The organism is Streptomyces sp. IMTB 2501, assembly GCF_001953885.1.
Taxonomy (GTDB): Bacteria; Actinomycetota; Actinomycetes; order Streptomycetales; family Streptomycetaceae; genus Streptomyces.
Genome location: NZ_MQUS01000004.1, coordinates 152862 through 164971, shown reverse-complemented (window position 1 = coordinate 164971; position 12110 = coordinate 152862). Strand labels below are relative to the sequence as shown.

Genomic DNA, 12110 nt, shown 5'->3' with positions numbered 1-12110 from the left:
TTGACGATCCGTCTGCTGGTGCCTCGCGTGAATCACGGTACGGCGCAGGTGGGTTGCGCAGAAGAGCCCGCACCGGTTCCGTGGAGAAGCCCTCCCTTGTGGAAAACCAGGCCACCCGTTCGGGTGAACAATGGCCGTCACCGGGCCGGTTGTCCCCAGCCCGGCGCAGGGGCAGCAGCCCCTCCCGCCGGTCGTATGCAGCGCTCAGCCGCAGGTCCTGGCACGGGGGGATCTCAGGATCGTTCCGCCACCACGGCCGGATCGTCCAGCACGCCCCGGACGACCGAGTGCGCCGCGCCCAGCAGGGGGCCTTCCGGGCCCAGCCGGGAAACCTTCACCGGGCAGGGCGGGCCCGCCGTGCGGCTCGTCAGCTCCGTCTCCAGGGACGGCAGCAGCCAGGGAGAAAGGCCGGCCAGGGCGCCGCCGAGAACCACCGTCTCGGGGTCGAGGAGATTCACCGCCCCGGTCAGAGCGATGCCCAGCGCCGTACCGGCGTCCCGCAGGGCCGCACGTACGCTCTCGTCGCCCTGTTCGGCACGCCCCGCGAGCAGACCCACCAGGTCCTCGCGCGGCTCCAGCCCGGCCGCACGCAGCACCGCCTCCTCACCCGCGTACTGCTCCAGGCAGCCCCGGCCGCCGCACGGACACTGCGGCCCGTCCGGCCGCACGGGTACGTGGCCCAGCTCGCCCGCGAAGCCGCGGGTGCCGCGCAGCAGTCCGCCGTCCACGACGACCGCCGCGCCGATGCCGATCTCGGCCGACACATGCAGGAAGTCGCGCGGGATGCCGTCACCGAGCCACAACTCCGCGAGCGCACCGAAGTTGGCCTCGTTGTCCACGGTCAGCGGCCAGTCACCCGGCAGCAGGGCGCCGAGGTCGGTGTCGTGCCAGTCGAGGTTCGGGGCGCGGACGACGGTACGGCCGTCCCGGGCCACGAGTCCGGGCACGGCGACCGCGAGCCCCGCGGGCCACAGTGCCTCCCGCTCCGCCTCCGCGACGACCCGACGCACCAGGTCGATCAGGTCCTCGACCACCGGTCCGGGCGCCCGGCCCCGGTTCGCCGTGTGCCGCACGGCTCGCGCGCGGATCTCGCCGCGCAGGTCGACGGCGCACACCGCGAGATGGTCGACGCCTATCTCGGCCCCGATTCCGGACGGACCGCGGCCGCTCACCGCGAGCGCCGACCCGGGCCGGCCCACCCGGCCCGGCCGCTCGGGACCGAGTTCCTCCAGCAGCCCCCACCGGATCAGCTCGTCCACCAGCGTCGACACCGCCGCCCTGGTCAGCCCGATGCGCGAGGAGACCGCGGCCCGCGACAGCGAACCCTCGGCACTGACGGCGTGCAGCACGCGGGCCAGGTTGCGCCGGCGCATGCCCTGCTGGGTGTCCGGCAGGGCGCGGCCGGCGCCCGGCGGGCGGGCCTCGTGCAGCGGTGCGGTCATGCCTGAAGCCGATCCTCGGTGTCTTCCGCCCGGCGTCATGCGCGCGGTGTGGTGTCCGTCCTCCGCTCCAGCAGCGGGGCCGCGTCGGAGAGTACCCCGGTGATCCGCTCCAGCGTCTCCTGGTCCCGCTCCACGGCCTCCAGCACCGGGCCCGCGGCCGTGTGCCAGCGGCGGGCCACCGCGGCCGGGTCCTCGCCGGTCAGCAGGCCGGCGGCCTGTGCCGCGGCCCCGAGGGCGACCAGTTCCCTGGCCTCCGGGACCTGAACCGGCCGCCCCGACAGCCGCCGTACCGTCTGCTGCCAGGCCGTCCCCCGCGCCCCGCCGCCGATCAGCATCAGCGGGGTGCTGCGGTCCGCGTCCTCGTCCAGGACCAGATCGAGCGCGCCGAGCAGCGAGTGCACGGCGCCGTCGTACGCGGCCTGCAGCAGTTGCCCGGGGGTCGTGTCATGGCGCAGGCCGTGCAGCAGGCCCGAGGCGTTCGGCAGGTTCGGCGTGCGCTCGCCGTCCAGGTACGGCAGCAGGGTCACCGAGCCGCCCGGCTGCACCGCCTCGCGGTCCAGGCCGAGCAGCGCCGCGACGCGGTCCACGGCGAGTGTGCAGTTCAGGGTGCAGGCCAGCGGCAGCCAGTCCCCGTGGGCGTCGGCGAACCCCGCCACCGTGCCGGTCGGATCGGCCGGGCGGTTCCTGGAGACGGCGTACACCGTGCCGGACGTGCCGAGGCTGAGCACCGGGGTGCCGGGCCGCAGGCCGAGGCCCAGGGCCGCCGCCGCGTTGTCGCCGGTGCCGGGCGCGACCAGCGTTCCCTTGGAGAACGGCAGGTCATGGCTGTCGCGCACGGTGCCGGCCACCTCTCCCGGCCGCACCACCCGGGGCAGCAGCGCCGGGTCGAGACCGACGTGCGCGAGGGTCTCCGCGTCGTACGTCTCCGTCCTGGACGCCCACCAGCCGGTGCCGGACGCGTCGCCGCGGTCGGTCGTGCCCTGCCCGGTCAGGTGCTCGGTGAGGTAGTCGTGCGGAAGCCGTACCGCCTTCGTCGCTCTGACCGACTGCGGCTCGTGCTCGGCCAGCCACGCCCACTTCGTGACCGTGAACGACACGCCGGGCACACTGCCGGTGCGCTCCGCCCAGGCCTTCGGCCCGCCCAGTTCCTCCACCAGCCGACGGGCCTGTGGTGCCGAGCGGACGTCGTTCCACAGCAGCGCCGGACGCACCGGCTCACCCCGCTCGTCCAGCGTGACCAGGCCGTGCTGCTGGCCGCCGATCGACACGGCCGCCGCCTCGTGCGCCGCCTCGCCGCACTGGTGCAAGGCCTCGCACAGAGCGTCCCACCACTGACGCGGATCGCTCTCGCGGCCGGCACCGGAGGACACGGTGTGCGGGGCCTGGCCGCTCGCCACCACCTCGCCGGTGGCCGTGTCGACGACCAGTGCCTTCGTGGACTGGGTGGATGTGTCCACGCCGACGACGAGCGGACCCTCGGCTGCTGACATCGAGCTCTCCCTTTTCCGCGACGTTCCGCGACTCTGCGGGGACAAAGACATCTTGTCTCTTCCCAGAGGTGCGAGCGCATACTAATTTGTAAACGGCCATGACGAAATAGTCGTACGCAGCAAGGAGCCGTGGCATGAGCTACCAGCCCACCCCCGAGGACAGGTTCACCTTCGGCCTGTGGACCGTCGGCTGGCAGGGGAGGGACCCGTTCGGCGACGCCACCCGCCGCGCCCTCGACCCGGTCGAGACGGTGCAGCGCCTGGCCGGGCTCGGCGCCTATGGGGTGACCTTCCACGACGACGACCTGATCCCCTTCGGATCCTCGGACACCGAGCGCGAGTCGCACATCAAGCGGTTCCGCCAGGCCCTGGACGCGACCGGCATGACCGTCCCGATGGCCACCACGAACCTCTTCACACACCCCGTCTTCAAGGACGGCGCGTTCACCGCCAACGACCGCGACGTGCGCCGCTACGCGCTGCGCAAGACGATCCGCAACATCGACCTGGCGGTCGAGCTGGGCGCGAAGACGTACGTCGCCTGGGGCGGCCGCGAGGGCGCCGAGTCCGGTGCCGCCAAGGACGTACGCGCCGCCCTGGACCGGATGAAGGAGGCCTTCGACCTCCTCGGCGAGTACGTCACCTCCCAGGGCTACGACCTCCGCTTCGCCATCGAGCCCAAGCCGAACGAGCCGCGCGGCGACATCCTCCTGCCCACCGTCGGCCACGCGCTGGCCTTCATCGAGCGCCTGGAACGCCCCGAGCTCTACGGCGTCAATCCGGAGGTGGGGCACGAGCAGATGGCCGGCCTGAACTTCCCGCACGGCATCGCGCAGGCCCTGTGGGCGGGCAAGCTGTTCCACATCGACCTCAACGGCCAGTCCGGCATCAAGTACGACCAGGACCTGCGCTTCGGCGCCGGCGACCTGCGGGCGGCATTCTGGCTGGTCGACCTGCTGGAGAGCGCAGGCTACGACGGGCCGCGCCACTTCGACTTCAAGCCGCCGCGGACCGAGGACCTCGACGGCGTGTGGGCGTCGGCGGCCGGCTGCATGCGCAACTACCTCATCCTGAAGGAGCGTTCGGCCGCCTTCCGTGCCGACCCGGAGGTCCAGGAGGCGCTGCGCGCCTCACGGCTGGACCAGCTGGCCCAGCCGACCGCGGCCGACGGCCTGCAGGCCCTGCTCGCCGACCGTGCCGCCTTCGAGGACTTCGACGTGGCGGCTGCGGCCGCGCGCGGCATGGCGTTCGAGCGTCTCGACCAGCTCGCGATGGACCACCTGCTGGGGGCGCGGGGCTGAACGCGGGGCGGGCCGGCAGGGCTGCCGCGCGCGGCCCTCCCGGCCCTCTCTCGGTGTCAGAGGTCCTCCGCGGCTCCCGGATCGGTGGTGAGCCGTGCGGCGGCCAGTGCCGTCGCCGGATCACGGTCCGGTCCGCCCGCGGGAACCCAGGAGCCGGCCTCGTCGCGATACGGCCACCAGCGGCCGTCCTGGCCGAGGCGCAGCTGGACCCCTTCGCCGGGGTCGGTCCACCGGTTGCCGCTTCTGTGGAGCGGCGGCCGCTCGTCCGCCTCCCAGGCCGCTTCGAGTGCCGCACGCGCGCGTGCGAGCGCCAGGCCCTCCACCTGCCACTCCTCGTCGAGCAGGGCCAGCGCTGCCGCACCCCCGGCACGCCAGGCGCGGACCGCCGTCGCCAACCCGGCGCGGCCGCGGCCCGATTCCTGGGCGAGCCGCTCAGCTGTGGCGTCGGAGGGTGTCCCGCACGCGAGTCGTACGGCGTCCTTGGCGGCCGTACGACCAGTGCCGTCCCAGAGGTCTGAGCGGAGGGCCGCCGGAGCCGAGCGGAGGGTCTCCGCAAGGAGCCGGTACGCCTCCACGGCGGTGCGGCCCGCAAGGTGTTCCAGTGCCGCGGGATCGATCCCGGGTGCCGGAGCCGTCACGGTGGTGAGGGGTGATGGCGTGCCGGGTGCCTGCGGGAGTCCGGGCAGCTCGGGCAGCGGAGGCAGGATGTCCCCGGCTGCCCACGCCCCGGCCGCGTCCACGCCCGCGGTTTCGGACGCGGAGGCTGTCGTGCGGGGCGCTGTACTGCGCAGATGCAGGTCCGCCAGGAACACGTCCTTCTCGCGCCCGCGCAACAGCAGAAGCAGAAACGGATCCTCATCCAGGAGCCGCGCCACCTGGTGACACAGTGCGGCGGTGTGCCCGCAGTGGTCCCAGGTCCCGCAGTCGCACTCGGGCTCCAGATCGCCCAGGCCCGGCAGCAGCTCGACACCGCCGACCGCGGCGTCCTCGATCAGATGCGGCGGCAGCTCCCCGTCGAGAAGCGCGGCCAGGTGTCCGGCCTGCTCCACGGTGACGTCCAGCAACCGTCCCCACTCCTCCTCGGACAGCTGCGGCACGAGGACGTCGGCCCGGTGGGCCGCGCCCCCAGGGTCACGTACGACGGCCGTGACCCGGCCCGGCCGTACGGTCACCGCTCCCACACCTCCCGCGCGGGCGAGCCGGCGGCCCGCCTTGACCGCGGCGCCGTCCAAGGCGGCGTCCTCCAGGGCCCGCAGCCATGCGCGGCCCCACCAGCTCTGCGCGAACACACGCCCGCGCGCGGGTGGCGGTGCGGTGAACGTGCGCTCCGCGGCGCCGCCGTGCTCGTCGTCGTGGCTGCTCATCGTGTCTCCCCGCGCAGTTCCACCAGCGCCGCCAGTTCCGCGTCCGTCAGCTCCGTCACAGCGGTCTCGCCGGTGCCGAGCACCGCGTCCGCCAACTTCCGCTTGCGCCCGAGCAGGTCCGCGATCCGGTCCTCCAGGGTCCCTTCGGCGATCAGCCGGTGCACCTGCACCGGACGCGTCTGCCCGATGCGGTACGCGCGGTCGGTGGCCTGGGCCTCGACCGCCGGATTCCACCAGCGGTCGTAGTGCACGACATGCTCGGCCCGGGTGAGGTTCAGGCCCGTCCCTGCGGCCCTCAAGGACAGCAGGAACACCGGCACATCGCCGTCCTGGAAGCGCCGGACCAGTTCCTCGCGCGCGGTGACCGGGGTCCCGCCGTGCAGCAGCAGTGAGGGCACCCCACGGGCCGCCAGATGCCGTTCGAGCAGGCGGGCCATGCGCACGTACTGGGTGAAGACGAGCACGCCCGAACCCTCGGCGAGGATCGTGCCGAGGAGTTCGTCGAGCAGCTCCAGCTTCCCCGAGCGCCCGGCGAGCCGCGGCTCGTCCTCCTTGAGGAACTGCGCCGGGTGATTGCAGATCTGCTTCAGCCCGGTCAGCAACTGCACGATCAGGCCCCGGCGGGCCATGGCATCGGCTGTCGCGATCCGGTCCAGCGTCTCGCGCACCAGCGCCTCGTACAGTCCCGCCTGTTCGGATGTGAGGGCCACCGGGTGATCGCTCTCGGTCTTCGGCGGCAGCTCGGGGGCGATGCCGGGGTCCGACTTGCGCCGCCGCAGCAGGAACGGCCGCACGAGCCTCGCGAGCCGCTGCGCCGCGACGGCGTCGAGACCGCCCTCGACCGGTTGCGCGTAACGCGCGCGGAAGGTGCCGAGGCGGCCCAGCAGGCCGGGAGTCGTCCAGTCCAGGATGGCCCACAGTTCGGTGAGGTTGTTCTCCACCGGGGTGCCGGTGAGCGCCACGCGCGCGCGTGCCCCGATGGAACGCAGCGCCCGCGCGGTCGCCGAGTAGGGATTCTTCACGTGCTGCGCCTCATCGGCCACGACCATGCCCCAGGGCTGTGCGGCGAGCCGCTCGGCATCCAGGCGCATCGTGCCGTACGTCGTCAGGACGAACTCCCCTTCCCCGACGGACCCGAGAGCGCGCCCGGCCCCGTGGAACCTGCGCACCGGTACACCCGGAGCGAATCGCTCGATCTCGCGCTGCCAGTTGCCGAGCAGGGAGGCCGGGCAGACGACGAGCGTGGGACCGGCGGACGAGGCGTCCGCCTGCCGGTGCAGATGCAGTGCGATCAGCGTGACCGTCTTGCCAAGGCCCATGTCGTCGGCCAGACAGCCGCCCAGGCCCAGGGAGGTCGTGCGGGCCAGCCAGTCGAGGCCCTGGAGCTGGTACGCGCGCAGGGTGGCGGCCAGGCCGGGCGGCTGCCCGACGGTGTGTGCCGTCCCGGTGTCCGTGAGGTGCGTCCGGAGCCGCTCCAGCCACCCCGACGACCGTACGTCGACCTGATGCCCGTCGACCTCCGCCGAGCCCGTCAGGGCGGCGGCCAGTGCCTCGACGGGGGCGAGGGTCTGGGCCTGACGGGTCCGGGCACGGTGTGCCTGCCGTGGGTCGACGAGAACCCATTCGTCGCGCAGCCGCACCAGAGGACGCTTCGCTTCTGCGAGCCGGTCCAGCTCCTCCCGGGACAACTCCCGTCCGCCCAGCGCGAACCACCAACTGAAGCCGACCGTGGTGTCCGACGAGAGCATCGACGCGGGCGCCGTGTCATCCCGCGGGGCGGTCGTGCCGTCGTCCGGCGAGCCGACGGTCGCGTGCGCCGTGAGGTCACGCGACAGCTCCTTCGGCCAGTGCACGTCGACTCCCGCCGTGGCCAGAGCCTGCTTGCCCCTGCCCAGCAGTTCGGCGATCTCGTCGTCGGCGAGGTCCACGCAGTCGGGTACGGCGGCGGAGAGCAGCGGTGTCAACGGCGGCCAGGCGTGGGCAGCGCGGCGCAGCGCCAGCAACGTGTCGGCACGCGCGCGTGGACCGGCCGTTTCGTGAACGGCTCCCTCACCGGCCCACAGGGCGGCGGCGTCGAGGATGTCCGCCGCTCCGCTCACGCCCTGCACTTGCAGTACCGCCCGGAACCGGACCGAAGCGTCGTCCCCCTCTGCGACGTCGTCCAACCCGTCGGCCTCCACGCGCAGCGACAGCCGCACACCGGCGTCATGGCCGGCGGCGATGTCGTCCGCCCACGCCCGCAGGGCGGGCAAGTGCTGCGGTTCGTGCGCCGCGTACGCGGGGCCACCGGTCGCGGACGGGGCCGCGGGGGAGCGGGGGAGCACGTCGGCGACCGCGTCCAGGAAAGCGCGCAGCAGCCGTTCCGGGTCCGGCAGCCGGGGTGGCCCTTCGGCCGCGAGCGGTACCGCGTGGGCCTCCGGTGGCATGGCGGCGGCGAGTTCGCGGATCAGTTCCGCGTCCCGCACGGACAGCGGAGCCACCCGCCAGACGTCGTGATCGCCGGGGGAGAGCCCCGGCAGCAACAGGCCACGCGCCAGGAAGTGCAGGGCCAGTTGGCTGGCGGCACCCCAGAAGACTGACGAGCGGTGCCCCTGTGGCAGTGCACGCGCGCGTGCGAGCAAGGGCAGAGCGCGGTCCACGGGCATGAGGAGCGCGGGCGTACGGACCGGCTCGACGCCGCCGTCCGCCGTGGGCATCACGATGTCCCATTGCGCCGGCGATCCGTCGGCGACAGCGGGAGGGACCTCACCGTCCAGCCGCCAGAACACGATCCGGCCCGTGCGAGCGGGGTCGGAGGGCAGGAACGTCGTGCAGCAGCGGGCCAGTTCGGAGAGTTCGGAGGATGGTGCCGTCGGGATGGTCTGCACAGCTCTGCCCGCACTCCTCAAATTTGACTACCTGGTTGGAGTCGCCGAGGGTACAGCACGGCGCGGGCGACCCGGGCATACTGACGTCGTGATCCAGGCCACTTCACAATCTGTTCGATGGTGAAGGGTCTCACCGACCAGGAACCCACTAGGGGTGGGCTTCGGGGGCGTATCAGGGTCGCGTTTCGGAACTGCGCGGACCTGGGAGCCGTTTTCACAGCAGAGAGCGGCAGTGGCCGTGAAGGAGGCGACGCTCATGTCGAACAACGCGAAGATCGCCGTCGGGGGTGTGGCGGTCGGGCTGATTCTGTTGATCTGGCTGCCTTGGTGGGTGGCGTTCCTGATCGTGGTCGGAGTTCCGGTCGCCGCGTATCTGGCGCTGGACCCCTCACAGCGGCGCAGGCTCCGTAGGGTCACCCGCAAGGAACTCGGCCGCTGAGGCAGGACGGACGTCCCTGAGAGGCCCGCACAGGCGGCTGCGGGGCCGGACCGGTCCGAGGGCTGGTCCGACCCTCGCGGGGGCGGCGCGCGGCCTCGGGGTGCGCTTGGACCTTGAGCCTGGGTTATGGCTCTGCAGGACCCCCCCGGCGTGGGGCGCCTGGCCGTGGAGGGTGCCTCGGGGTGCACGCCGTTCCTTGGGCGCGCACACCGCACCCGCGTAGAGGCGTGGGGCCTCACATGGGGCGTACGGCCATCTTGTCGAGTGCGTCCAGCAGGCCCGGCAGCTCGGGGCCCCTGCCCACCGGGAGGACCTCGCCCGGCTCGTCGTCGAGCAGGACGAAGGCTATGTCGTCGGTGCGAGCCACGATCGACCAGCCAGGACCGTCTGCGCGCAGCGTACGAGCGTCCCCGGGGGCGAACGACGAGCGCACCCGGCCGAGAGGCGGCGGTGAGTCGACGTAGGCGCGCGCCTCCGCGAGCACCCGCCTGACTCCCCGGTGACCGCTCTGCGGCACGCCCTGCCGGTCCTCCGGCGAGGACTCCTCGTCCTGCTCGTGCCTGTCCGGGTTGTCCTGCGCTTCGGGCTTCTCCTGCCCGTCCGGTGTCGGCTGCCCGCCCGGCGCGTCCTGTCCGCGCGGCACGGAGAATTTCTCGTCGTCGATCTGCCCGCGCCACGCCGCCCACTGCAGCGCGATCTCGTCGGCGCCCAGGCGGCGCTGGGCCGGCCCCCAGGTGCTGGTGTCCGGCGGGCTCAGCGCGGGCCGGTCCACCACGTCGGGAGCGGGATCGTGCGGGGCGGGGATGCCGGGAGCCGCGACGGCGACGGCCAGCGGCCAGCCCGGCAGGGCGGCCACGACCGCGCGCTCGTCCGGCGACAGCTCGTACTCCATGCCGCAGTCCCAGGACGCGATCGCCACGGCGACCAGCGAGACGTCGTCGATGACGACTGTCCAGCGGGCGCCGTCGCCGTCCTGTCCCAGCACCAGGCCGTACCCGTCGGCGAGGGGTGCGAGTCCCAGTGCCGCGCATGCCTCCGGATAGTCGTCGCCCAGAACGCTCGGAAACTGTGCCGGCGTCAGCAGCACCGCCGTCAGTACGTACAGCGCATCGTCCGCGGCGGCGACGGCCTCTTCGTCGGTCCTGGCCATCCCAGCCTCCCAGTGGTTCGTCCAACGGCGCGCACCCTAGTGCGAGCGGAAGCCGCTTGTCACGACTCCTCACACCACGCGGACCTGCAGGTTTCCACCTGGACGGGGGCGAAACGACCACAGTTGGCGCCGTCTTCCTCACCCCGTGGGCAGCCCGAGGAGATCGTGGGCCACCGCTGCGGGCGACTCGGAGCGCTCCCGGGCCAGCGCGACGACGGCACGGCAGGCGAGTTCGCTCACCCCGAACGACAGCGCCTCCGGAGACACCCAGGCCGCGGCTTCCTCCATCCGTTCCTGATCGTCGTCCGCGCGGGCCACGATGTAGGCGGCCGCCGCTTCGAACAAGTTGTGTGCACGCCTCTCCCGCGCACCCGCCGGCTGCGCGGGCGTAGCGGTGCGGAGCCTGGCGGCGTACTTGCGTATCTGACCGAACACGCGGACCACCCTCCCTCTGAACGGGGCCATGTCCATCGCCCATCTGCTGTCATTCAACGTAGAGTTGGAATTTCTGCGGCAGAAGGGGGAGGGCGCGGTGAAGCGCTTCGAGCGGCTCGGGCGGATCCGCCGGCTGGACCCGGTGGCGGACGCGCTGGAGATCTACCGGCTCAGTGCGGCCTTCGAGTTTCCATGGGACTACACCCGCGCACTCGAACTGGCCCTGTACCGCACCTACGCCGTGCCCAGCATCGGGCGGCTGCTCGCGCGGACGGCAGAGCTGACCGAGCGCACACAGAAGCGGTATGACGACACCGCGCTGCTCCTCGACACCATCGTCGAGCACGGCTTCGCCGCCGAGGAGGGCCGTACCGCGATCCGTCGCATCAACCAGATGCACCGCAGCTACGACATCAGCGATGACGACATGCGGTATGTGCTGAGCACCTTCGTCGTGGTGCCCCGGCGCTGGATCGACACCTACGGCTGGCGACGGCTGTCCCGGCACGAGGTCGTCGCCGCGACCGAGTACTACCGCACCCTGGGCCGCCACATGGGCATCCCCGACATCCCCGAGACGTACGACGAGTTCGAGACACTCCTCGACGCCTACGAGCGGGAACACTTCCGCTGGGACGAGCAGTCCCGGACGGTCTCCGACGCCACCCTCGACCTGATGGTGTCCTGGTATCCGCGCCCACTGGCCCCGCTGCTGCGCACTGCGACGCTCGCCCTGTTCGACGAGCACCTGCTGCGCGCGTTCCGATACACCCGGCCCGGCACGGCCACCACGGCGTTCGTGCGCCGCGCCGTACGCACGCGTGGCCGGCTCGTCCGGCTGTTGCCGCCGCGCAGCTCCCCGCACTTCGCACGCCAGAACTGGGAGATCAAGGGCTACCCGGACGGCTACCGGGTAGCCGACCTCGGCACCCGCCCGGTTCCCGGGCTGCGCGGCTGCCCGGTGCGGCACGGGGACGCCTCAGCGGCCGACACCGTCGAGTGACGCCAGGGTGTCACGCAGCCAGGCCAGTTCGGCCCGGCTCGTGGCACGCGCGATGAGGAGCACACCGCGCCGGAACGGGTCGTCCACCTCCTCGGCAGGCAGTGGCCGGTCGCCGTCGTAGAAGAAACTCGCCGGCTCCTCCAGGAAGGCCAGCCGGCGTCGCAGTACGACCGCCTGGGTGGCAGGGTCGTCCAGGTGCCGTAGGAACGCGAGCAGTGTGAACCAGTGGTTCTCGTCGGTGATCTCGCGCTGCGCGGGTTCGGCGAGCCGGCGCTTCAGCTCGGCGCCGCCCTCCTCGGTCAGCCTCAGCACATGGCGCGGGGCCGCCACCGCGCCGGGCTCGGTGGCCCGGACCAGCAGGCCCGCCTTCTCCAGCCGCTTGATCGCCGGATACAGCGTACTTTCGGCGACGGGCCGCACATGGCCGGTGAGGGCCGCGATGTGCCGGCGCAGGACGTATCCGTGCAGCGGGGCGTCGTAGAGGAAACCGAGGATGGCGAGTTCGAGCACGGCCGCATTCTTGCGCAGGGCGTTGTACCTCGCTATCTCGATACACCGTCGCAGTTATACCTCGGTGTCGATGTATAATGATCAAGCGTCGGAGGACACCAGGGAGGGG

General features: G+C 72.5%; 10 protein-coding genes. 3 read left to right on the top strand and 7 right to left on the bottom strand.

What is annotated here, in order from left to right:
- Positions 1-233 precede the first annotated feature (233 nt).
- Positions 234-1442 (bottom strand): ROK family transcriptional regulator, encoded by a 1209-nt coding sequence (locus AV521_RS09180; protein ID WP_076086150.1) that lies wholly within the window; start codon positions 1440-1442, stop codon positions 234-236.
- 35 nt (positions 1443-1477) lie between these two features.
- The gene (gene xylB, locus AV521_RS09175; RefSeq protein ID WP_076086148.1) at positions 1478-2932 is read right to left on the bottom strand and encodes a xylulokinase; all 1455 of its coding nucleotides are present in this window, start codon (positions 2930-2932) and stop codon (positions 1478-1480) included.
- 134 nt (positions 2933-3066) lie between these two features.
- Here xylB and xylA point away from each other — a divergent pair, with 134 nt between their 5' ends.
- Entirely contained in the window at positions 3067-4233 is a 1167-nt protein-coding gene (gene xylA, locus AV521_RS09170) for a xylose isomerase (RefSeq protein WP_076086146.1), read from the top strand.
- Positions 4234-4289: 56 nt separating this feature from the next.
- Here the strand turns inward: xylA and AV521_RS09165 are convergent, their stop codons facing one another.
- Together AV521_RS09165 and AV521_RS09160 are read right to left on the bottom strand one after the other, a co-directional pair.
- Positions 4290-5597: an SWF or SNF family helicase gene (locus AV521_RS09165; RefSeq protein WP_076086144.1), complete on the bottom strand. Its 1308-nt coding sequence runs from the start codon at positions 5595-5597 to the stop codon at positions 4290-4292.
- Positions 5594-8464, bottom strand: coding sequence for a DEAD/DEAH box helicase (locus tag AV521_RS09160; protein WP_076086142.1), 2871 nt, complete (start codon positions 8462-8464; stop codon positions 5594-5596). The genes AV521_RS09165 and AV521_RS09160 overlap by 4 nt, the downstream gene beginning before the upstream one ends.
- 256 nt (positions 8465-8720) lie before the next feature.
- Between AV521_RS09160 and AV521_RS09155 the strand changes: the two genes are divergently transcribed.
- Positions 8721-8903, top strand: a complete 183-nt coding sequence (locus tag AV521_RS09155) for a hypothetical protein (protein ID WP_031226809.1) — start codon at positions 8721-8723, stop codon at positions 8901-8903.
- Between the two features lie 235 nt (positions 8904-9138).
- Here the strand turns inward: AV521_RS09155 and AV521_RS09150 are convergent, their stop codons facing one another.
- Positions 9139-10053: a hypothetical protein gene (locus AV521_RS09150; RefSeq protein ID WP_076086140.1), complete on the bottom strand. Its 915-nt coding sequence runs from the start codon at positions 10051-10053 to the stop codon at positions 9139-9141.
- Positions 10054-10191: 138 nt separating this feature from the next.
- Complete coding sequence (locus tag AV521_RS09145) at positions 10192-10488, bottom strand: hypothetical protein (protein WP_076086712.1); 297 nt, start codon at positions 10486-10488, stop codon at positions 10192-10194.
- 97 nt (positions 10489-10585) lie between these two features.
- Here AV521_RS09145 and AV521_RS09140 point away from each other — a divergent pair, with 97 nt between their 5' ends.
- A complete protein-coding gene (locus AV521_RS09140; protein ID WP_076086709.1) occupies positions 10586-11491 on the top strand; it encodes an oxygenase MpaB family protein in 906 nt (301 codons plus the stop codon).
- Here the strand turns inward: AV521_RS09140 and AV521_RS09135 are convergent.
- A complete protein-coding gene (locus AV521_RS09135; protein ID WP_076086138.1) occupies positions 11468-12001 on the bottom strand; it encodes a PadR family transcriptional regulator in 534 nt (177 codons plus the stop codon). The two genes, AV521_RS09140 and AV521_RS09135, sit on opposite strands and share 24 nt — an antisense overlap.
- Positions 12002-12110 lie beyond the last annotated feature (109 nt).